This is a genomic window from Sphingomonas aerolata (genome assembly GCF_023935825.1).
Classification (GTDB): Bacteria; Pseudomonadota; Alphaproteobacteria; order Sphingomonadales; family Sphingomonadaceae; genus Sphingomonas; species Sphingomonas aerolata.
The window spans coordinates 2416292-2438811 of the sequence record NZ_CP098762.1 but is presented as its reverse complement, the minus strand read 5'-3'; the positions used below and the strand labels follow the sequence as shown (position 1 = coordinate 2438811).

The window sequence follows — 22520 nt, the reverse complement described above, 5'->3', positions numbered from 1 at the left end:
GCGACCGGCAGAGCGCTCAGAATGCCTTTAACGGTCGGGGAGGGCAACAAGCCCTCCCCGTGGCGCATCAATCGTCGCTGCCGAGCGTACGCTTGGCGGCATCGAGCGCGGCCTTGCCGGTCTTGCGCGAAGTCTTGCCGGCGTCTTCCGCAGCGGCTTCGACCTTCGAGCCAGCCTTGCGGCCGAGGCCGATCGACTTCGCCATCGCACGGCGTGCTTCCGAATAGGTCGCAGCGACCATCGGATAGTCGGCCTTCAGGTTGAAACGTTCGCGATACTGCTCCGGCGTCATGCCATGCGTCGTCAGGTGGCGACGCAGCGTCTTGTACTTCTTGCCGTCGATCATCGAGACGATATGGTCAGGCGATGCAAGCGACTTGCGCGCCGTCACGGCGGGCTCATAGGTCGTCGCCTCGGCGGTATCGCCCGTCATCTCTGCGCCGGTCGTGAGCTTGGTCACGGCGGTGTGCATCGACAGGAGAAACGCAGGAACGTCTTCGGCAGCGGTGCGGGTGTTGGGGTTCGCCAGCCAGGCTGCCGTCAGTTCTGCCGCCAGTTCGACGGTATTGATGGTTTCGGTCACACGGGATCCTTGATTGTTGAAAAATTTTCCCCCTCCATTCGCGCGACTACGCGCTATTGGCAGAAAATGACACCCGCAAATATTATTAAAGCGCTCAATTGACCGGGAATTCTGTTCGCGACGTCGAATCCGGGCGCTGATCTTGCGATTTGCTGAGTTTATACGCGCGCCAGACCAACCCTATAGATCCTCACAAATACGCGCATTCGCGGTTGTAGCATGCGTGCGCTCGCAGCGGGTCCGACATCCGGCGCGGTCAACAGATCCGGCAGATCAGGGTGCGGATCGAGACGCCCGATTGGGACGTCGCGATTGGCAGACGCATCTTATCGCGCAGGGGCAGCCGGTCGGCGCGGCGTGATCTTGGTACCGAGCAGGACCAGCCCGTTCGCGCCGACACCGAAGCCGTGCGGAACGCCGGCGGGGATGAGCAGGACGTCGCCGGGGCGGAGCGCGCGGGTCGTGCCGCCCTCGATCCGCGCACCGTCGGTGAGGCCGGGATTGACGACATGCGGATCGACCAAGCGTCCACCCGAAAGCAACGTCCCCGATCCCGCGACGACGGTCGCATATTCATTCTCGTCGGGATGCACCGCAGGACGGCCTTCGGCTTTCCAATATTCGAGCGCGACGACGCTGCCGCCGCCGCTGACGAGCGTCTGCATCGCAAAGCCCTGACCCGGTTTCATCGTCGCTTCGAGCGCCGCGACCGCGCGGGGGATATCGGTCGCTGCGGCGAAATCGCGCGCCGCTTCCTGCGCCGGCGCGACCGTGGCGACCGCGACCGTCGCCAGCGCGAGCAGCACGCGCATCACGCCTTGGTGCCCGATGCCAGCCGGATCGTCCGCCCTTCGCGCGCCGAGCGATAGATCGCCTCGACGATACGCAGGTCGCGCAGGCCCTCCGCGCCCGAGACGATCGGTTCGCGGCCGGTGCGGATGCAGGTGACGAGATGATCGAGCTGGCCGGCGAACTGGGCTCGGCCGGATGCTGCTGGCGTGACATCGCGCTCGCGCCCGTCCGCACCCGTCCACATCCGGTTGTCGGCATAGCGGGTCGCGGGTTCAAGCTCGATCCGCCCGCGTTCGCCCATAAAAAGGATGTGGTTCTGGTTCGCGCTGTACATCGACTGGCAGCTGGCGATCGCGCCGGACGGGAATTCGAGCGTCCAGTCGATCATGTCCTCGACCTCGCGAAACCGCGGATCGGTGCGATCGGTGGACTCGCGCGCGGTCACCGCGACGGGCTCCTCGCCGGTCATGTAGCGCGCCGCCTGGAGGCTGTAGATGCCCATGTCCATCAGCGAGCCGCCGCCCGCCAGCGCCTTGTTCAGCCGCCACTTCGACGGATCGCGCTGGACGAAGCCGTGCTCGGACCGGACGTAACGCGTCCTGCCCATCGTCCCCGCGCGCGCGAGCCGCATCGCCTCGACATTGCAGGGCTCGAAATGGCAGCGATAGCCGATCATCAGCTTGCGATCCGCCGCCTTGCAGGCCGCGATCATCGCCTCGCATTCGGCGACCGAGACCGCCATCGGCTTTTCGCACAGCACATGCTTGCCGGCGCGGGCGGCCCGGATCGTGTATTCGGCATGCATCGCGTTGGGCAGGCAGATATAGACGATATCGATATCGGGATTGTCGCGGATCCGGTCGAAGGTCGCATAGCTGTAGACCGACCGGTCGGGCAGGCCATGTGCCGCGGCGACGCGCCGCGCCTTGGCAGGATCGCCGCTGACCACCGCGGCGAGCCGGCTGTGCGCGCATTTGGCGAATTCGGGGATGATGACGTCGAGGCCATAATAGCCCAGCCCGACGATCGCATAGCCGAGCTTGCGCGTCGGGTCAGCCGCCTGCGTGATCGCGGGCACCGCGGCCAGCGCGGTTGCGCCGATGACAAATTCGCGTCGTCCTATCGTCACGATCAGATCCCCCATGCTGCAAGCGCTGTCGGCCACCCTGTTCGGCTACCAGTTGTCGCGTGGCCATTACGACCTTGGTCGATCTTATCGCCGATCCGTGCCGTTAGCGCCATCCGCGCTGGCGCGGTCATCGATCCAGGCCCACACGTCGCGGATCAGTGTGTCGGGCGTGGCCTGCGCATCGAGCGTGATCGCGGCTTCGTCGGGCCCGGGGCGCTCGAGCGTCGCGCGCTGGCTGTCGAGCAGGCTGGCCGGCATGTAATGCCCCGCGCGCGCGCCGAGCCGTCGTGCGAGTTCCGCCGGATCCGTGTCGAGCAGCACGAACAGAAGCGGGACGCCCGCCGCAGCGCCGAGCCGCTCGCGATAGACCCGCTTCAGCGCGGAGCAGGCGGCGACCGCAAAGCCGTCCGCCGCGACCGCATCGCCGATCGCGTGACCGACGCGATCGAGCCAGGGCCATCGGTCGGCGTCGTCGAGCGGATGGCCGGCGCGCATCTTGGCGACCGCCTCCGCGCTGTGGAAGCCATCGCCCTCGAGGAAGCGGTGGCCGGTCTGATCGGCGAGACGCTGGCCGAGCGTCGACTTGCCGCTGCCGCTGACGCCCATGACGATGATCGCGCAACCGCGCGGGACCGCGTGGGGCATGCCGTCGCCGGAGCGGGCCTGGGGGAAGGGGGTGGTTTGCACAGTTCCTGACTCGCGGTTTGAGCGCGTCCGGCGGCGCCTGGTTCCAGGCCTCTATCCGGTCGATCGCGACAATTGGCCATTACGACCATCGTCGCGCCCTTGTCGACCGGCGTCGGGACGGGCATCGAGACCGGCCAATCACAGAGGTCGATGCATGTCCGCTCGCAATCATCATGACGTCCTGATCGTCGGGGCCGGCCATGCCGGTGCGCAGGTCGCGATCGCGCTGCGGCAACGCGGCTATGCGGGGACGATCGGGCTGATCGGTGACGAGACGTCGCCCCCCTATGAGCGGCCGCCACTGTCGAAGGACTATCTGGCCGGCGAAAAGGCGTTCGATCGCATCCTGTTGCGCCCGGCCAGCTTCTGGGGGGAGCGCGGAATCACGCTGATCCCCGGCCGTCGCGTGACCCGGGTCGACGCGGCCGCGCACTGCGTCAGCCATGTCGACGCGCAGGCGACCGAGAGCGCCGACAAGACGAGCCTGCACTATGGCACGTTGGTCTGGGCCGCGGGGGGATCGCCGCGGCGGCTGGGGTGCGACGGGCATGATCTTGCTGGGGTCCACGCGGTGCGCACCCGCGACGACGTCGACCGGATGATCGCCGAACTGCCGGGCGTCACGCGGGTCGTGGTCGTCGGCGGCGGCTATATCGGGCTGGAGGCGGCGGCGGTGCTGACCAGGCTCGGCAAGCAGGTGACGGTGCTCGAGGCGCAGGACCGGGTGCTCGCGCGGGTGGCGGGGGCGGCGCTGTCGCGATTCTACGAGGCCGAACACCGCGCGCACGGCGTCGATCTGCGGACCGGTGTGACGGTGGCGGCAATCGAGGGCGTCGACGGGGCCGCGTCGGGCGTGCGGCTCGCCGACGATACGGTGCTGCCGTGCGAGATGGTCATCGTCGGGATCGGCATCGTGCCCGCGGTCGCGCCGCTTATCGCCGCAGGCGCCGGTTCGGCGGGCGGTAACGGGGTGATGGTCGACGCGCATTGTCGCACGAACCTGGCCGATGTCTTTGCGGTCGGGGATTGCGCGGCGCACGCCAGTCGCTTTGCCGGCGGGGACGTGATCCGTGTGGAGTCGGTGCAGAATGCGAACGACCAGGCGGCGATCGTCGCCAAGGCGCTTACCGGTGTCGAGGAGGCTTATAGCGCGGTGCCGTGGTTCTGGTCGAACCAGTATGACCTGAAGCTGCAGAGCGTCGGGCTGTCGACGGGGCATGATCTCGCGCTGCTGCGCGGCGACCCGGCGACGCGCAGCTTCTCGGTGGTGTATCTGAAGGCGGGCCGCGTGGTCGCGCTCGACTGCGTCAACAAGACGCGGGATTATGTGCAGGGGCGCGCGCTGGTCGTCGCGTCGGCGCGGGTCGAGCCGGCGCTGCTGGCCGACATTACGGTCGATCTGAAGACGCTGGTGCCCGTGGATTGAGGTCCGGCCCGGCGGCGTGCAGCGTGAAGCGCGTCATTTCGGACGGGCGGCCGAGCCGGACCGCGAAGCCCGGCCACAGCCCGGTGCCGTTGCCGACATAGAGCGTCATCCCAGCGACGTCGTAGCGGCCGGACACGAACCCGCCATTGGCGCGCGCGAACAGACGGTCGAAGCCGGGCGCGACGCCGCCATGCGTATGCCCGGACAGCTGGAGCGCGACGCCGTGCGCTGCGGCGTTGCGCGCATTGCGCGGCTGGTGATCGAGCAGCACTACCGGCGCACCCGCGGGCGCGCCGCGCAACGCGCCGTCGAGATCGGGACCGGGCTGGCCGACCGAGGGGGCGGAGAGATCGGTGAGCCCTGCGAGCACCAGCTGCGCGTCGCCGCGGGACAGCACGGCATGGCTGTTGGGGAGCATCCGGAAGCCGAGCCCGTCGAGATGCCGCATCCAGGCGGCGTAATCGAAGAAATATTCGTGATTGCCCGGGATCGCATAGACGCCGTCGGGCGCGCGGAGCGCGCGCAGCGGGGCGACGTCGGCGCGGCGCATCGCAACCGATCCGTCGATGAAGTCGCCGGTGACGACGATCAGGTCCGTGCCCGCCGCATTGGCGCGGGTGACCACTGCCTCGGCCCAGCGCGCGGGGAACAGCCGGCTGATGTGCAGATCGGTGAGCTGGAGGATGCGATACCCCTCGAACCGCGGCGGGAGTCCGGTGATCGTGACCGCGACGTCCTTGACCGGCGGCACGCGCAGCGCGTTCGAGACGCCGATCGCGGAGATCAGCGCCGCGAGCCCCGCGATCGCATAACGCAGCCCGTCGGGCGCGGCGGTGGTGCTGCGACGCAGGATCGCGGTCGCGAGCGTGCCGATGTCGAGCAGCAGCTGGAGCATCGCGAGCAGCACGATCGCCGCGAACGCCCAGTTGAACAGGATGACGACGCTGCGCGGAAATTCGGGTGCGAAGACCGATCCCGAGGACAGCCGGTTCCAGAAATGGAACTGCGAGGCGACCAGCAGGAGCAGCGCCACGCCGGCCTTGAGCCAGAGCGACATCGACAGCGGCCAGAGCCAGCGGGCAAGGACGACCAGGCAGGGCGTCGCGAAAATGAGATTGAAAATGACGGTCTCCGTTCGTCCCCGCGCCGCCTGTGGGGGAGTTGGCCGTGCGTCGCAAGGCCCGCCGGACCCGTTGGCGCGGGCAGACCGGTCAGCCGCTCGCGGGTGGGCGCGCGGTCGAACGGCGCACCGTCAGTTCCGCCGCGACGGTGATCGGTGCGTCCGGCGGAGGATCGCCCGCCAGACCTGCGATGATGAGGCTGACCGCGCGCGCCGACGCCTCGGCGATCGGCTGGACGATCGCGGTCAACGGCGGATGGGCGAGGCGGATGATCGGCGTGTCGTCGAAGCTGATCAGCGACAGATCCTCGGGCACGCGCCGCCCGGTTTCGCGCGCGAGTTCGAGCGTCGCGAGCGTCATCTGGTCATTGCTGCCGATGATCGCGGTCGGCGGCTCGGGCAGCGCGAACAACGTACGGGCGGCGGCCCGGCCCGAAGCATGGCTGAAATCCCCCGATGCGAGCAGGTCGGTACAGGCCAGCCCCGCATCCGCCATCGCCGCGCGCCAGCCATCGACGCGCCAGCCGCTGAGTTCATACTCGGCAGGCCCGGCGATGAAGCCGATCCGCCGGTGGCCGAGCGCGACGAGATGCTCGGTCGCGATCCGCGCCGCGCGCGCATCGTCCATCATAAGGCGCACGCCGGGCCCTTCGCTGATCGAGCCGATCCGCACGAACCGGATGTCTTGCGCCTCGAGCAGGTCGATGATCAGCGGATTGCCCGAATGCGGCGGGGTGAGGATCACCCCGTCGGGCTGCAGCGCGGCGATCGCGCCCAGCAGCTCACGTTCGATATGGTCGCTATGCGTATCGACCAGCTCGACGATCAGGCGATAGCCATGTTCGGCGCAGGTGAGCATCCCGCCGAGCAGCATCTGGTCGACCCAGTCGGTCCCCTGCCGCGCGCGCCAGTCGGCGATCGTGCGTTCGCGGTCGTTGAGCGCGAGGATCAGATAGGAGCGCGAACCGCCCATCCGCTGCGCGGCGATCGAGGGAACATAGCCGAGCCGGTCGATCGACGCCTGCACGCGCTCGGCCATTTGCGGGCGGACGCCGGTCTCCTTGTTGACGACGCGACTGACCGTCTGCAGCGAGACGCCGGCGTCCGCTGCAACATGCTTGATCGTCACGGCCTGACGGCGCCTAGCCAAGATGCGGGGATCCCGCCGAGGCAGACGGCGCTGTGCTGCAATAATGCGCGACATAGGCGGCATGGTCGGGCAGCGCGTCGACGGTCGCGTTGGTCGTGTCGCGCAGTCCGCCGAGCAGCCGGACGAGTTCGTCGTCGCGCATCTTGGTCGCGATCGGGTGATAGCTCTCCGGCACGATGCCCTGGCCGAGCATCACCTGGACCCAGCTGTTTTCGGCGAACAGCTCGTCATTCTTGCGGAAGACGCGGCCGGTTTCGCGAAACAGCGCGATCTTGTGCGCGAGCGAGTCGGGCACCGGCATCGACGCGCATTGCCGCCAGAAGGCGCTGTCGCGGCGGTCGGTCGCCTTGTAGTGGAGGATCAGGAAATCGCGGATCTGCAGCATGTCGGTATGCTGCTGCTCGTTGAATTCGGCGACGTCGCGAGGGCTGATTCCGGCCGACGGAAACATCCGCAGCAGACGGAGGATGGCGCGCTGGATCAGATGGATGCTCGTCGATTCGAGTGGCTCCATGAACCCACCGGACAGGCCGATCGCGACACAGTTGCGATGCCATTGCTGGCGTCGCGCGCCGGTGACGAAGCGGATCTTGTTCGGCTCGGTCAATGTCGGCCCCTCGACGGTGCCGAGCAGGCGCTCGAGTGCGGCGTCGTGATCGAGATAGCGGCTGCAATAGACGATGCCGTTGCCGGTGCGGTGCTGGAGCGGGATGCGCCACTGCCATCCGGCATCGTGTGCGATCGCGCGGGTATAGGGCAGGGCGGGCCGGACGCTTTCGGTCTGGACCGCGATCGCGGAATCGCACGGCAGGAAATGCGTCCAGTCGTCAAACCCGGCATGCAGCGCCTGTTCGATCAGCAGTGCGCGAAAGCCGGTGCAGTCGAGGAACAGGTCGCCCTCGATCCGAGCGCCGGAGTCGAGCGTCAGCGCGGCGATGTCGCCGCTTTCGCCGTTCAGCTCGACATGCGCGATCCGGCCTTCGACCCGGGTCGTGCCGTCGGCCTCCGCCATCTTGCGCAGGAACCGGGCGTAGAGACCGGAGTCGAGCTGATAGGCATAGTTCATCCGGCCATCGGGGAGATGCGCGAACTTGCCCTGGAGTGCGGCGCGCAGTTCGAGGCAGTAATCGTCGAACGGCTGATGATGGCCGCGGGTCAGCCCGTGCAGCCAGAAATGCTGGAAGCCCGCGGACCAGTGATCCTTGCCGGTCGTGCCGAACGAATGGAAATAGGTGTCGCCGCGATCCTTCCAGTTGTCGAACAGGATGCCGAGCTTGAACGTCGCCTGCGTCTCTCGCATGAACTCGGCTTCGTTGATCCCGAGCAGGCGGTTGAACGTCACGATCGGCGGGATCGTCGATTCCCCGACCCCGACGGTGCCGATCGCCTCGGATTCGACCAGCGTCACCGCGACCGTGCGGCCCATCGTCCGCGCGATCGCGGCGGCGGCCATCCAGCCGGCGGTCCCGCCGCCGGCGATGACGACGCGGTGGATCGGGGGCGTGGTCATCGGCTGAGTGCTCGCAGGAGGAAGGCGCGCAGTTTGCCTGCGCTGTCGGGGGTGAGCGGGGCGAGGACGCCGCGTTCGGGCTCGGGGATATGCGCCGCGACCGCGGGGTCGTCCGAGAAGACATAATGATCGAACATGGCGCGCCAGTGCCGTTTCTCGTCCTCGGGCAGGTCGCGGATCGCGAGCAATGCGTGGTTGAGCGCATCCTGCGGCTGGCCGAGCCAGCGCGGCGTGTCGCGCCACCAGTAATTGACGAGCACGTTGAAGTCCGAAAGCCCCTCGACATGGTGCCACCACAGCGCCGGAATGTAGAGCGCGTCGCCGGCATCGAGCTCGGCGACCTGCGCCTGCGCCAAGGCATCGCGAAAGCCGGGATAGGCGGCGAAGTCGGGGTCGTGGAAGTCGACCATGCTTACCGCGCGGCCCGCGGGGGTATTGTCGACCGGCCCGAGATAGAGATTGCGGAACTGGTCGCGCGGAAACAGCGTGAAGCGGCGACGACCGACCGCGACGCAGGCAAGATTGTCGGGCGCGTCGTTATGCGCAGCGATCCGGGTCGGCGTCCCCATCCAGATGCTCGCGAGCGGCGTGCGGTCGCCGAGATCGACGTGATTGGCTTCGTGCAGTCCGGTGAAGAAATTCTGCATATCGATCGAGGCGAGATAGATGGACGGTGCGCCGTCGACCCCCTCATTCTCGGTCATCCGCGCGAAGATCTCGGGCAGCGGCGCGCGCATCATCTGGAAGTTCATGCCCTGCATGTCGCCGTAGAACAGCCGGCCACCGCTCTGCGACGCGCCGACCGAGACGGCAAAGGGCGTGGGCCGGGCATGGCGTTCGATATAGTCGCGCGCCGCACGTCCCGACTGGCGACCGGCCTCGACCATCGGCCAGTCGGCGACGAGGCCGCGGACGATGAACGGCGTCGTCGCTTCGCGCAGCAGCGTGTCGAGCGCCGCCGGCCCGCTGATGTCGACTTCGCGGATCCGCGGCAGGGCGGCGAAGATCCCCGCGGTGCCGGCGTCAGCCATGCGCGAGCCGTCGGTTCTTGCGCGCGACGAGATCCCCGATCTGGCCGAGCGAGGCGAGCGCCATGAAGATCGGCAGCAAATGGCCTTCGGCGTGGAGCTCGGCGACGGATGCGGGGTCGAGCGCTTCCAGGCGATCCTCGTCGATGACGTGATAGCCGACCAGGCGGTTCTTCGAGCCATCCTCGAGCGTGACGTCGAGCGTCAGCGGTTCGAGCAGGTCGTGACGCTGGAGCGCGGCGAAGAACGCGGTCGCGGCGACATAATCCTCGTCAAGCGCGCGCAATTGATCGGCGATGCGTTCGAGAAACGGCGTCGGGCGACCGGTATCGTCGAACACGCGCATGCCTTCGCCGGCACCGATCCGCGGGCTCGCCATGTCGATATGCACCTGGCGCAGCGACGAGCCCTCCGGCCCACGACCGACGAGGAAGGGCTGGCTGTCGATCGCGAGCGGGCGATAGCGGGCATCCCAGCGCCCGTCCTCGAGAAACAGATTCTCGCCCGCCTCGAAGCCGAACATCGCCAGCGCGGTGAAGCCGTCGCGGGTCTGGTTGCGCTGGAAGAGGATCGGATAATGGGTCTGGACGCGACGGAATTCGCTGGGGACGGTGATGCACGCCATCACGGCGTCGCCCAGCGCATCCGACCGGTCGGTGCGGATCCGCAGGTCGCGGTGCTCTTCGGGCGTCAGGATCGCGTGGTCGGGCATCAGGCTCTCGTTTCCATGGTAGCGCTTGTCATCGCATGCCGCAGGGCATCGAGATAGGCGCGATTGGTCGGCAGGGCGGCGGCGAGCATGCGACCGTGCCGGTCGACCTGCTGCACCAGCATGTCGGCGGCCCCGCGCGCGCCCGTCCGGACTGGCGTGCGGCGCGGCGCGGAAAAGCCCATGCCGTAGAGCACGTATTGATAGCTCGCCGCGGGAAAGATCTCGTCGACCATCGGGAAATCGGCGTGCGACGGGGGCTGGTCCGCCCATAGCTGGAGCAGGTCGGCGAGACGCGGCGGGATCGAGCCGGGATCGCGGTGGTGGCGCCAATAGGGCTCGTCGCGCTGGCTGAGGACATAATGCAGCTTGAGGAACTCGACGATCCGGTCCCAGCGATAGCGGAACAGCGTGTTGAAGCGCGCGGCGTGGAGATCCATCGTGCGGCGGGTGGCCGGGAAATTGTCGAGCAGCGCGTCGACCGACAGCTCGACGAGCACGATTGCGGATGCCTCGAGCGGTTCGAGGAACCCCGCGGACAGACCGATGGCGAGGCAGTTGCGATGCCAGAAACGGTCGCGGTGGCGCGACTGGAACCGCAGCGGGCGAAAGTCGGGCAGCGGTGCGTCGGGGGCGGTCGCGCGCAGATAGCGGGTCAGCGTGTCGGCCGCCGCGTCGTCGTCGAGATGCGCGGACGAATAGACGCAGCCGATGCCGCGTCGCGCGGGCAGGCCGATATCCCAGATCCAGCCCGCGGCGTGCGCGGTGGCATTGGTCTGCGACGCGATCACGCTGTCGGCGGCGACCGGCAGCTGAACCGCGAGCGCGCGGTCATTGAAGAGTTCGCGTCCGCGGTCGATTGTGCCGACGCCGTAATGCTCGCCGATCAGCAATGCGGCGTGACCCGTGCAGTCGAGGAACAGGTCGCCCTCGATCCGGCCCGATGCGCGCGTGCGGACCGCGGTGATGTCGCGATCGGCCGCGCCATCGACGCCGACGACATGGTCACGCAGGTGGCGCACCCCGAGCCGTTCGGTCGCGTGGCGGGCGAGCAGGGCGGCGAACTTGCCGGCATCGAGATGATAGGCATAGTTCAGCGTGCCCGCATAATCGGGCATTGCGCGCTGGCGTGGGGCAAGGTCCTGGCTGCAGACGGCATGTTGCGTGCAGAGCGCTTCGGCAAAGGCCAGACCGCTGTCGGACCAGGCCGAGGCGAGATCGCGCGGGGCTGCCTCGGCGGGGGTCGTGAAGGGGTGGAGATAGCGGTCGTCGGGCGCGCCGGTGCGCCAGCCGTCGAAGCGCGATCCCTGTTTGAACGCGGCATCGCAGGCGAGGAGGAATTCGGTTTCCGAGATCCCGATCCGTTCGAGCGTGCGGCGCATCGTCGGCCATGTGCCTTCGCCCACGCCGATCGTCGCGACGTCGGGCGATTCGATCAGGGTAACCTGAAGCGGATGCTCCGCATCGCGGTCCGCACGGGCGGCGATGAGGCACGCGGCGAGCCATCCGGCGGTGCCACCGCCGACGATCACGATCGAGGTGATCGCGCGATCCATGTCCAGCCCGTCAGTTTGCATGTCCGACACTGTCATTGTGTGCCGCCCCGGCGCCGAAAAGACCACCCCCCGTGGGGAAGTGGTCGTTCCGTAGGTCGGCGGCGCCGCGGGTCAGAAGTTGAACCGCAGGCCGGCTGCGTAGCGGGCATAGCCCGGCTGCGCGAAGGTAGCGAAATTGTCCGAGCGACGGTGACCGCGACGGCCCTGGCCAGTGAGATTGATGACCTCGCCGAACACGGCCAGCCCCGTGGTGACCTGATAGCTCGCGCTGGCGTCGACCTGCCCATAGGACTCGACATAGAGCGGATCAAAGGCGCCGCCGGCATAGAATTCGCCGCGCCAGTTATAGGCCACACGCGCCTGGATGCCGTTCTTGTCATAATAGGCGACCGCGTTGGCGCTGTCGCTGAGCCCGGTCAGCGCGAACTGGCCGATGTTCGGATCGAGCGTGTTGTCATATTTCGCGTCGCCATTGACGATCGTGTAGTTCAGGATGACGCCGAGCCCGGTGTTCCAGAGCCTGTGCTGCAGCGCGAATTCCCACCCGTCGATATTGGCGGTCTGGTCGCTGTTGAACGGCTGGCTCAGCTGGAAGTTGAACAGATCGTCCTCGGGCAGGCCGAAGATGTTGCCGTTCAGCAGACCGGAATCGCTGGTGCCCGTGACCTGCGACGAGGCGGGGAAGTTGCGCAGGATGTAGTCGCGAACCTGGAGGTTGTCCGTCGTTCCAAGTGCTGCGACCGCCTGACGATAGCGGGGGCCCGAGCCCGGGTTGCGCAGGTTGAACGCGGACGTGTTGACCTGCGTCGTGCCGATGAAGTTCTTCACGTCCTTGTTGAAATAGCCGACCGAGATGTAGCTTTCGGCACCGTAATACCATTCCGCCGACAGATCGATGTTCTTCGACTTGAAGGGAACGAGGTTCGGATTGCCCTGGCTGCCCGTGCCGCCACCGATGCGCGGGTTCGAATCGATGTTCAGGCCACCTTGCAGGCTGCCGTAATCGGCGCGCGTGATGGTGTGGCTGTAGGACGCGCGCAGCTTGACGTTGCGGAGGGGTTCGATGTCGAAATCGACCGCGGGCAACCAGTTGTGATAGCGGCCCTTCAGCGAGGTGAACGAATTGGCGCCGTAGGTGAGCGCGAATTCGTTCGCGCCCGTCCAGCGCGTACCGTTCGGGATCGGCACCAGCGCCGACGAGTTCACCTGCGTCTCGTCATAGCGGACGCCGCCGATGAGGTGCGCCGGCATCGAGAACATGTCGAACTTGCCGTTGAACTGAATATAGGGCGAGATCGTGCGTTCGCGGATGCGGCGATCGTTGGTGTAATTGGCAAGGCAGGTGCCTTCCGCCGCGACGCCCGTCTGCGGTGCGCTGCAGATCGCATATTGCGAGCGCAGCAGTTCGGCCATCTGCTCGAAATTGAACGTGTAGATCGACGGCGGCAGCGCGGGATCGTTCGATCCGGCGACACCCTTGAACTTGTCGGGCAGGCTGGTGAGGTTGAAGAAATCGTCGGGCACGGCGGCCGCGCCGAACGACGCACCGCGCGGGTCGACACCGCCCCAGGTTTCGTTCTGGATGAAGCCGTAAGCCGAGCGCACCTTGTTATCGACATAGGAAAAGCCCCAGTCGATGCTGCTCAGGAAATCGCCGTCATGGTCGTAATGACCCTTCAGCTGGAGCTGGTTGATCTCGTTCTTGAAATAGGCGTTGCGGAACGCGTTGCCGGTGGGCGTGATCAGCGACGCGTTCAGCGGGTCGATCCCGGGATACATCTGGTACGAGATGACCGGCAGGTCCTTCTCGAAATTGATCGTCTGCGACTGGACGCCGAAGATCGCGCCACCAATCGACGTGCTGCTGCCGTAATCGTTGGTCGGCTTCGACACCGCGGTCGAATGATGCGCATCGAGCGACATCGTGACGTTGCCGGGCGCTTCCCAGGTCAGGTTGCCGCCGAGCGACTTGTTCTCGGACTTGTTCGCGGTCAGCGAGCTGCTGTACGACAGATCCTTGCCGGGCGCGAAATTCTCCGAATAGAAGACGGGGCCAGCCGCGGGACCATCGGTCCAGGCGCTGCGCGTGTCGCCGAAGTTGAACCAGATGCCGACGCTGCTGTTGCGGACTTCGACCTTGTTGCTCGAATAGGTGAAGTCGAGCGTGGCGGTCAGCGTGTCGGTCGGCTTGGCCTGCAGCACGAGCTGGCCGTTGATGCGCTCGCGATCGATGTCGACGACATCGTAATTGGCGCTTTGCGGGATTTCATAGACGTCGGTCGGGCCGGGACGGTTGGTGATGTTAGCACCGCCCGGCGTGCCGGGCTGGGCGAGCGTGCCCCAGTTGTTCTCCGCGCCGAGAAAGCCGTCGCGGAAGCCGACGCCCGCCGAATTGTTACTCGCCTTGCGCCGCTGATAGGCGCCGCTGAGCAGGACGCCGATCCGGTCGTCGGCAAAGGTGGTGGACAGGATGCCCGACACTTCGGGGGTGATCGGATCCTTGCCGTTGCGCGAGCTGTCGAGCACGCCCTTGACCGCGACGCTGCCGCGCGTGCCGGGCTTGTCGATCGGACGCGGGGTGCGGATGTTGATCGACGAGCCGATCCCGCCAGAGGGGACCGCGGCGCGACCGGTCTTGTAGACCTCGACCGCGGCGACGCCTTCGGAGGCGAGGTTGGCGAAGTCGAACGAGCGCGAGGCGGGCGCGCTGGCCCCGTCGCCGAGCGTCGAGGTCGGCATCTGGCGCCCGTTGAGCGTGACGAGGTTGTACTCAGGACCAAAGCCGCGGACCGTGACGGTCGAGCCTTCGCCGTTCGAGCGGTCGATCGAGACGCCGGTGATGCGCTGGAGCGATTCCGCGAGGTTGGTATCGGGGAACTTGCCGATATCCTCGGACGAGATTGCGTCGACCACGCCCTGGCCGTTGCGCTTGATGTCGATCGCCTCGCGCAGCGACGCGCGGATGCCGGTCACGACGATGTCGTCGGTGACCGCGTTCGGATCGGCGGGCGTGGCTGGTGCGGCCTGCGGATCGATGTCGGACGGGCCGGGATTGCCGACCGTGGCTGCGGCATCCTGCGCCAGAGCGACGCCGGGGATGGCGGCGAGCGCCAGTGCCGATGTGCCGATGACAAGACGCGAAAGCGAGCGAGCCGTGAAGCCACGCATGGTAATCCTCCCTGTAGCCGACGCTATGAGTGCGCCTTCCGTGTGAACGTTCACTTTCCCTTTTCGCGATTCGTGTCAAGGATTTGGGCTGCTGGTTGTGAACGTTCACTAAATATGCTGTGAACAGTGACAATGGTGCCACAGCCCGGCCGGACGCGTGTCGCAGTCCGCAGGGGGAGGCGGAAAACCGGAAGGGAATGAGGATGTCGACGGGGTATCGGGCGCTGATGCTGGGCGTGTCGCTGATGGGGATCGCCGCCATGGTCGAGGCGCGCGAGACGCCTGCGAAGGTCGCTCCGCCCAAGGCGCCAGCGACGGCGGCGCAGGACGCCGGACCCGATGCGCGACGGCGGGCCGAGGCGATCGTCGCGGGGATGACGATCGACGAGAAGATCAAGCTGGCACACGGCCTGTTCCCGCCGATGGCGGCAGGCAAGACGACGGACACGCTGATCCCGTCGGCGGGTCATATCGACGGCATCGCGCGGCTGGGCGTGCCGCTGGTCCGCGAGAGCGACGCGTCGCTCGGCGTCGCCAACCAGGTCGAACAGCGCAAGGGTGACGTGGCGACCGCGCTGCCGTCAGGGCTTGCCACCGCGGCGAGCTTCGACCCCGAAATCGCGCGCGCGGGCGGCGCGATGATCGGTGCGGAGGCGCGGGCGAAGCGGTTCAACGTGCTGCTGGCGGGGGGCGTCAACCTGACGCGCGATCCCTGGAACGGCCGCAACTTCGAATATCTCGGCGAGGATCCGCTGCTGGCGGGCTCGATGGCGGGCGCGCATATTGCCGGGGTCCAGTCGAACCATATCGTCTCGACGGTCAAGCACCTCGCGCTTAATGCGCAGGAGACCGGTCGCATGGTTGTCGACGCGCGGATCGGCGAGGCCGATCTGCGGATGAGCGACCTGCTCGCGTTCCAGATCGCGATCGAGCGCGGGAAGCCGGGCTCGGTCATGTGCGCGTACAACAAGGTCAATGGCGACTGGGCGTGCGAGAACAAGCATCTGATGACCGACGTGCTCAAGCGCGACTGGGGCTATCGCGGCTGGGTGATGAGCGACTGGGGGGCGGTGCATTCGACCGCGAAGGCGGCCAATGCGGGGCTCGACCAGCAGTCGGGACAGGAGCTCGACAAGGCGATCTACTTCGGCGCGCCGCTCAAGGCCGCGGTGGCCGACGGCAGCGTATCGCAGGCAAGGCTCGACGACATGATCGTCCGCTATCTGACCGGCCTGATCGAAACCGGCGCCTATGACACGCCGATGCCCGCCGCAGAGGCGCCGATCCCCTATGCCCGCCATGCCACCGTGGCGCAGGAGGCGGCGGAATCGGGGATCGTGCTGCTCAAGAACGACCGCGACATGCTGCCGATCGCGCGTACCCCCAAACGCATCGTGCTGATCGGCGGGCGAGCGGACGTCGGCGTGCTGTCGGGCGGGGGATCGAGCCAGGTCCGCTCGGTCGGTGGCGCGCCGATCGAGATCCCGCTGACATCGGGCGCGGCGATGTCGTTCGCGCGCTATACCTATCATGCCTCGTCGCCGCTCAGGGCGATCACCGCGGCGTTGCCGGGTGCGGTGGTGACCTTTGTCGACGGCAAGGACACAGATGCGGCGGCGCGCGCCGCCCGTGACGCGGACATGGCGATCGTCTTTGCGACGCAGTGGACGACCGAGGCGCAGGACGTGCCGACGCTGTCGCTGCCCGACAATCAGGACGCGCTGATCGCGGCGGTGGCGAAGGCGCAGCCGCGGACGGTGGCGGTGCTCGAAACCGGCGGACCGGTGCTGATGCCCTGGATCGATGCGGTGCCGGCGGTGCTGCAGGCCTGGTATCCGGGACAGCGTGGCGGCGAGGCGATCGCGAACATCCTGACCGGCCGGGTGTCGCCGTCGGGCCGGCTGCCGATCACCTTCCCCGCCGCCGCGACCCAGGCGCCACGCCCGGCACCGGTCGGCCTCGACCGGCTGACGTCGGTCGAGGCGCAGGCGGCCGCCAATCCGGCGAACGCCGCCGCGATCCAGCTCGAAAGCTTTCCGGTCGACTATGTCGAGGGCGCGGACGTCGGCTATCGCTGGTACGAGAAGCAGCGCCAACGGCCGCTGTTCGCCTTCGGTCACGGGCTGAGCTTCACCAGCTTCGCCTATCGCAACCCGGTGGTGACCGGCGGCCGGCGGCTCAGCGTGACGTTCGACGTCGTCAATACCGGGCGCCGTGCGGGTGCTGACGTCCCGCAGATCTATGTTGCGCAGGCGGCGGCGGACGGGGCGGGGACGGCCGGGGCGGGGACGGCGACGCCGATGCGGCTTGCGGGGTTCACGCGGCTGACGCTCAAACCGGGCGAGTCGCGGCGTGTGACGCTGACCGCGGAGCCGCGGGTCGTCGCGCAGTACGACACCGCGCTGCCGGGGTGGCGGATTGCCGGGGGCCGCTACCGCGTCGCGCTGGCGCATGATGCCGCAGATCGGTCGCAGCTGCTGACGACGACGCTCGAGCCGATGACGATGAAACCCTGACCGGGGCGTAGACCAGCCGCGGCGGCGGCGGCGGCGGCGGCGGCGGAGGGGGCGGCGGCGGCGGCGGGGTGGTTCGGGAGTTGCCCGACGGCGGCGAGCGGGTCACAAGGGCGCCATCGTGCCGCGTTCCGTTTTCTCTCCCCCGCATAGTCGGTTACCGTCGCCCACGCCGCGACCGGCAGCTTTCCTCCTTGTCTGCGCACTTGCCTATGCGGGGGCGGTCGTCGGCTATCTGCCGCTGCTGACGCTGCTGCTGCCGATCAAGGTCGATCAGGTGGCGGGCGACGGTCGGCTCGATCTGCTGACGGTGACGGTGATCGCGGGAGCGATCGCGGCGAGCGTGGCGAATATCGGCTTTGGCTGGCTGGGCGACCGGTTGGTGAGCCGGGGCGCAGGCCGCCGCGGGATCATGGCGGGGGGCGTCGTCGCGACGATGGCGTCCTATGCGGGGCTCGCCGCCGCGACCACCCCTGCGTTGCTGGTCGCGGGGATCATCCTGTTCCAGGTCGCGCTGAACGCGGTGATCGCGCCGCTGATGGCGATCATCGCCGAAGAGGTGCCCGATGGCCGCAAGGGGGTCGCGGGCGGCCTGCTGGCGATGGCCAATCCGGTCGCGGCGACGCTGTCCGCCGCGCTGGTCGGGGCGAGCCGGTTCTGCGAGCCGGCGCGGTTCGCGGTGATCGCGGTCACCGTCGCTGCGTGCACACTCCCGCTCGTTATCGTGCGCGGGACGCGGCAGGGGGGGGCGCCGCCGCCGGTGTTGCGGTCGATGCTGCGGCGCGATCTGCTGCTCGCCTGGACCGCGCGGCTGCTCGTGCAGATCGCGGGCAGCGCGCTGTTCGTCTATCTTCTCTATTATTTCGAAACCGTCGCGCCGTCGGTACCGGAGTCGGTGCTCGCCGCAAGGATGGGGACGGTGATGATCGTCGCCTATAGCGTGCCGCTGCCGATCGCGGTGCTCGTCGGCCGGCTTGCCGACCGGACCGGGCGGACCAAGCCGTTCCTGTTCGCGGCGGCGCTGGTCGCGGCGGCGGGGCTGATCGCGATGATGGCGGCGCGCGACTTCACCAGCGGTGCGGCGGCGTTCTGCGTCTATACCGGTGGAACGTCCGTCTTCCTGGCGCTGCACGCGGGCTTTGCGATGCAGCTGTTGCCGAGCGCGCGGCACCGGGGACGGGACCTCGGGCTGCTCAACCTCGCCAACACCCTGCCCGGGCTGCTCGGGCCGGTGATCACCTGGGCGCTGGCGACGCCGCGCGATTTCGATGCGGTGTTGATCGTGCTCGCGGTGCTGACGTTGGGCGGGGGGATGATCCTGCTCGCCGCGCGGGGGCGGCGCTGAGGCTGATGGCGATCAGCGGCGCGACCGGTTCGGGGCAGGGCGCCAGTAGCGGACATAGTCGACCGCCATGCGCTGCGGGAAGGCGGTGTCGTCGATCCCCTTCTGCCCGCCCCAGTCGCCGCCGACCGCAAGGTTGAGGATCAGGTCGTAGGGCCGGGTGAACGGCCAGGCCGCCTTGCCGCCGGGCTGGTCATTGGCGACGCGCATGACCGCGCGGCCGTCGACGCCGATCGTGATGACATCGGCGCGCCAGTCGAGCTGATAGCGATGATAGCGGGTGCAGGCAGTCGGCACGCGCTTCTGCGCGCCGCGCTGCGTGCCCTTGGTGTGGTTGAACGCGCCGCTGTGTACCGTCGCATGGACGACGTTCGGGTCCCATCCGACCAGCTCGACGATGTCGATCTCGCCCTCGTCGGGCCAGCGTCCGCCGCTTGGCAGCAGCCAGACCGCGGGCCAGCTGCCGCGACCGCAGGGCAGCATCGCGCGGACTTCGTAGAAGCCATAGCCGCGTGGCACCCGCGAGACGAGCTTCGCCGAGCTGTAGCTCTGGCCGCCCCAGTCGGCGAAGCGTGCCTTGGACACCGTCTCGCGACGCGCCTCGATGATCAGCGAGCCCTTTTCGATCCGTGCATTCCGGGGCCGGTCCTTGGCATAATATTGACGCTCGTGATTGGCCCAGCCCTCGGCATTGCGCGAGGTGTCGAACCGCCATTTGCGGCGATCGATTGTTCGCCCGTTGAATTCGTCGGCAAAGGCGGGCGTCGTCTTGGGTGTCGGCATCGGTGCGTCGAGCCCGTAATTGGTCGCACCGAGCGTCGCGGCCTGCGCGGCCAGCAGCAGCAGGATCATCGTGTCACCGCCGTCGGGGACTGCGCGGCCGAGCCACTTGGGACGGGGTCAGGATACATGCGCGACGCTCTCCATTACGCCCCGGATCGTCGCCGCGACGTGCGGACGCGAACCGGTGGCGTGACGGGTCTAGGGCAGCCCCGCGGCAAGCTCAACCGGGCGGTTTCCCCGCGCGCAGGGCGTTTCGCAGCGCGAGGCCGTGCACACTAGAACTGGCCGCCGATATTAAAGGTGATCAGCTTGCTGTCGTCGCCATCCGCCTTGAGCAGCGCCTTGGCGAGATCGATCCGCAGCGGGCCGAATGGCGAGGCCCAGTTGACGCCGATGCCGATCGACAGCCGCGGGCTGGCGCTATTGCCCGTATAGGTCTCGCGATAGGCGCCGAGCGAATAGCTGTAGGGCGTGCCGGTGTTGGTCGTGGTGCTTGCACCGGCGGAATCGAGGTAGAGCAGGTTGCCGGCGCTGTCGGTGTATTGACGCGTCGCGGCGACGCACGCGATCGAGGTCGCGTTCGCGGCGGCGCAACTGTCGGTCAGCGCCGGCGTCCTGCCGCCGAACACCGCGCCGACGTCCATGTAGATGGAGGGGCGCAGGCCGAGTTCGCGCGCGCCCGAGCCCAGCGGGAGCTCGACCTCGAGGCGGGCCTGGTAATAGGCGGTGCCGCCCAGCGCGGTCTGCGTATTCGAACTGCTGTCGGTCGAGATCGTCGCGGGGATCGTGCTGGTGTCGTAATAGGTCCGCGTCACGCGCGGCCCAACGCCGCGGATATCGAAGCCGCGCATCTGCGGGTCGCCCAGATAGAAGCGGTCGGTCAGTCGCACCTGCTGCCCGAGCCCCCTGATATAGCCGCCCTCGGCATGCGCGGTGAGGATGAAGCGCGAGCCGAGATCGACATATTTCGAATAGTTGGCGGTGCTGCGGAGATACCGCGTGTCGCCGCCGAGGCCGGCGAAATCCTGGCTGACGCTGAATTTGCTGCCCTTGGACGGGCGGGTGCGGCTGTTCGTGCTGTCGAACACCAGCGAATAGCCGATCGACGAGGTCCAGCGATTGCCGACCGCGTCGCACAGATACTGGCCGGCGACCGCGGGATCGCACACGCCGTTGGTGTAATAGGTGTCCGCGTCGAGCGTGACCTGATCATAGGACAGGCCGTAGCGTGCGGTGGCCGACCAATATTCGGTCAGCGGCACCGCCGCGCGGATCTGGAACCCGGTCGAGATCTGTTCATAGGTCGTGCTGTCGGTGTCGCCGGTGGTGCTGTAAGAGCTGTAATCCCGCCGGAATATGTCGCCGCCCAGCGCGATGTTGGTGTCGAACAGATAGGGTTCGGTGAAGCCGAGATTGACCGATTTCGAATAGCTCGAATAGCTGACCCCGGCCCGTAGCTCCTGTCCCATGCCGCGGAAGTTGCGCTGGGTGATCGTGGCGGACGCGATGAAATTCTCCAGACTGGAATAGCCGGCCGAGAGCTGAAGCTCGCCGCTCGATTTCTCCTCGAGGTTGGTCTCGAGGATGACGCGATCGGGCGCGGAGCCGGGCTTCTGCTTGATCTCCGTCTTGTCCTGAAAATAGCCGAGCGAATTGATCCGGTCCTCCGAGCGTTTGACCTGGAAGCTGTTGAACGCGTCGCCCTCCGCCAGGCGGATCTCGCGCCGCACGACCTTGTCCTTGGTTTGTGTGTTGCCGTTGATCTCGACGCGTTCGACATAGGTTCGCTTGGCTTCGGCGATGTTGAGGTTGATCCCCATCGTCAGCGTGTCGGCGTCCTTCTGGAACTCCGGATTGACCTCGGTGAAGGCGTAGCCGAACAGGCCTGCGGTCTGGCTTAGGCTGTCGACCGCGTCCTCCACCTGCTTGGCGTTGTACCAGGCGCCTTTCTTGAGCGGCAGCGTCGCGGCGAGCTTGCTGCTGTCGAAGTCGCGGATCTGGCTGTCGACGGTGACGTTACCGAATGTGTAACGTTTGCCCTCCTCCACCACATAGGTGATGATGAAGTCCTTCTTGTCGGGGGTGAGTTCGGCGACCGCGGACGTGACGCGGAAATCGGCATAGCCCTGCGTCAGGTAGAATTGCCGCAGCTTCTGCTGGTCGTAGCTCAGGCGATCCTGGTCGTAGCTGGTTGCGGACGACAGCATGCGGCTGAGCCGTGCCTGTTTGGTCGCCATCTGCCCGCGCAGCTGCGCGTCCGAAAACACACTGTTGCCGAGGATGTTGATCTGGCGGACCTTCGATTTCGGGCCCTCGCTGACCTCGAAGACGATGTCGACGCGGTTCTGGTCGAGGCTGACCATCTTGGGATCGACCATCGCGGCGAAGCGGCCCTGCCGGCGATAAAGCTCGACGATCCGCGCGACATCCTGCCGCACCGCGCTGCGCGTGAAGATCTGCCGCGGTGCGAGCCTGATCTCCTTGGTGATCTTGTCGCTCTTGAGCGCCTTGTTGCCCTCGACGACGATGCGGTTGATGATCGGGTTTTCGCGGATGCGGACCACGATATTGCCGTCCTCGACCCCGGCAATCGAATAATCGGCGAACAGGTCGCTGGCCTGGAGGTCCTTGAGCGCCTGATCGAGCGTCTCCGCCGTATAGGGAATGCCGGCGCGCAATTTGGTATAGCTCAGCACGGTCTCGGGCTCGATCCGCTGCGCGCCTTCGACGCGCAAGGTTCGGATCGTCCGGACGGCGGGATCGGCTGGTGGCGTCGGGGCGGGGGGCTTCGCATGCTGGACGGGCGCTGCGACCGCCGTGCCGCCGATCGTGCCGGCCAAGGCCAGGGCCATCGTACTGGCGCCAAATTCGAACATCATGTGGAGGTCTCCGGGTGAGACCGGGCGCCTGGGCGGGCGATGTTTCCGGCGGATGGCGCGCGCCGGCCGGACTGCAACACTGGGTCACCAACGAGCGCGACCGCGCGGTCGCCGGGCTCGGCTGACACATGGAGCAAGTGGCGGG

Annotated in this window: 16 protein-coding genes and 1 pseudogene; 4 read left to right on the top strand and 13 right to left on the bottom strand. The window is 67.4% G+C overall.

The features are described 5' to 3' along the window. Positions 1–67: 67 nt before the first annotated feature. The 4 genes from NEF64_RS11085 to NEF64_RS11070 form a co-directional block, all read right to left on the bottom strand. A complete protein-coding gene (locus NEF64_RS11085) occupies positions 68–583 on the bottom strand; it encodes a Ros/MucR family transcriptional regulator (RefSeq protein ID WP_031393951.1) in 516 nt (171 codons plus the stop codon). A 326-nt stretch (positions 584–909) separates the two neighbouring features. Further along, positions 910–1395, bottom strand: a complete 486-nt coding sequence (locus NEF64_RS11080) for a cupin domain-containing protein (RefSeq protein ID WP_056407913.1) — start codon at positions 1393–1395, stop codon at positions 910–912. After that, positions 1395–2504: a Gfo/Idh/MocA family protein gene (locus tag NEF64_RS11075; protein WP_235516448.1), complete on the bottom strand. Its 1110-nt coding sequence runs from the start codon at positions 2502–2504 to the stop codon at positions 1395–1397. The genes NEF64_RS11080 and NEF64_RS11075 overlap by 1 nt, the downstream gene beginning before the upstream one ends. 84 nt (positions 2505–2588) lie before the next feature. Continuing rightward, a complete protein-coding gene (locus NEF64_RS11070; protein WP_252573738.1) occupies positions 2589–3149 on the bottom strand; it encodes a gluconokinase in 561 nt (186 codons plus the stop codon). 196 nt (positions 3150–3345) lie between these two features. On the opposite strand from NEF64_RS11070, the gene NEF64_RS11065 reads away from it, so the two are divergent. Next, positions 3346–4617: an NAD(P)/FAD-dependent oxidoreductase gene (locus NEF64_RS11065; RefSeq protein WP_056407919.1), complete on the top strand. Its 1272-nt coding sequence runs from the start codon at positions 3346–3348 to the stop codon at positions 4615–4617. On the opposite strand, the gene NEF64_RS11060 is transcribed toward NEF64_RS11065, so the two are convergent. The 7 genes from NEF64_RS11060 to NEF64_RS11030 all read right to left on the bottom strand — a co-directional run bounded on the left by NEF64_RS11060 (position 4580) and on the right by NEF64_RS11030 (position 14858). After that, positions 4580–5674 (bottom strand): metallophosphoesterase, encoded by a 1095-nt coding sequence (locus NEF64_RS11060; protein WP_082446979.1) that lies wholly within the window; start codon positions 5672–5674, stop codon positions 4580–4582. The genes NEF64_RS11065 and NEF64_RS11060 overlap by 38 nt on opposite strands. A 154-nt stretch (positions 5675–5828) precedes the next feature. Continuing rightward, complete coding sequence (locus NEF64_RS11055; protein ID WP_234387722.1) at positions 5829–6887, bottom strand: LacI family DNA-binding transcriptional regulator; 1059 nt, start codon at positions 6885–6887, stop codon at positions 5829–5831. After that, positions 6880–8397, bottom strand: coding sequence for a tryptophan halogenase family protein (locus NEF64_RS11050; protein ID WP_031395383.1), 1518 nt, complete (start codon positions 8395–8397; stop codon positions 6880–6882). Before NEF64_RS11050 ends, NEF64_RS11055 begins: the two co-directional genes overlap by 8 nt. Next, positions 8394–9428 carry a cupin-like domain-containing protein gene (locus tag NEF64_RS11045; protein WP_031395382.1) on the bottom strand — a complete coding sequence of 345 codons (1035 nt, stop codon included), beginning with the start codon at positions 9426–9428 and terminating at the stop codon, positions 8394–8396. Before NEF64_RS11045 ends, NEF64_RS11050 begins: the two co-directional genes overlap by 4 nt. Then, positions 9421–10137, bottom strand: coding sequence for a SapC family protein (locus NEF64_RS11040; protein ID WP_031395381.1), 717 nt, complete (start codon positions 10135–10137; stop codon positions 9421–9423). Before NEF64_RS11040 ends, NEF64_RS11045 begins: the two co-directional genes overlap by 8 nt. After that, positions 10137–11690 (bottom strand): tryptophan halogenase family protein, encoded by a 1554-nt coding sequence (locus NEF64_RS11035; protein ID WP_056407929.1) that lies wholly within the window; start codon positions 11688–11690, stop codon positions 10137–10139. The genes NEF64_RS11040 and NEF64_RS11035 overlap by 1 nt, the downstream gene beginning before the upstream one ends. A gap of 111 nt (positions 11691–11801) precedes the next feature. Further along, the gene (locus tag NEF64_RS11030; RefSeq protein WP_037530953.1) at positions 11802–14858 is read right to left on the bottom strand and encodes a TonB-dependent receptor; all 3057 of its coding nucleotides are present in this window, start codon (positions 14856–14858) and stop codon (positions 11802–11804) included. A 203-nt stretch (positions 14859–15061) separates the two neighbouring features. Between NEF64_RS11030 and NEF64_RS11025 the strand changes: the two genes are divergently transcribed. The 3 genes and pseudogenes from NEF64_RS11025 (at position 15062) to NEF64_RS19320 (ending at position 18716) form a co-directional block, all read left to right on the top strand. Continuing rightward, entirely contained in the window at positions 15062–17374 is a 2313-nt protein-coding gene (locus tag NEF64_RS11025) for a beta-glucosidase (RefSeq protein WP_056407931.1), read from the top strand. Positions 17375–17462: 88 nt separating this feature from the next. After that, positions 17463–17990 (top strand): annotated as a pseudogene (locus tag NEF64_RS19325) (MFS transporter); the annotation flags it as partial. Beyond that, the gene (locus tag NEF64_RS19320; protein ID WP_338112130.1) at positions 17973–18716 is read left to right on the top strand and encodes an MFS transporter; all 744 of its coding nucleotides are present in this window, start codon (positions 17973–17975) and stop codon (positions 18714–18716) included. The pseudogene NEF64_RS19325 and the gene NEF64_RS19320, both read left to right, overlap by 18 nt. Positions 18717–18728: 12 nt before the next feature. On the opposite strand, the gene NEF64_RS11015 is transcribed toward NEF64_RS19320, so the two are convergent. Together NEF64_RS11015 and bamA are read right to left on the bottom strand one after the other, a co-directional pair. Next, positions 18729–19565 (bottom strand): glycoside hydrolase family 16 protein, encoded by an 837-nt coding sequence (locus NEF64_RS11015; RefSeq protein ID WP_056407937.1) that lies wholly within the window; start codon positions 19563–19565, stop codon positions 18729–18731. Between the two features lie 206 nt (positions 19566–19771). Then, positions 19772–22375 (bottom strand): outer membrane protein assembly factor BamA, encoded by a 2604-nt coding sequence (gene bamA / locus NEF64_RS11010; protein WP_199849010.1) that lies wholly within the window; start codon positions 22373–22375, stop codon positions 19772–19774. Positions 22376–22520: the final 145 nt, after the last annotated feature.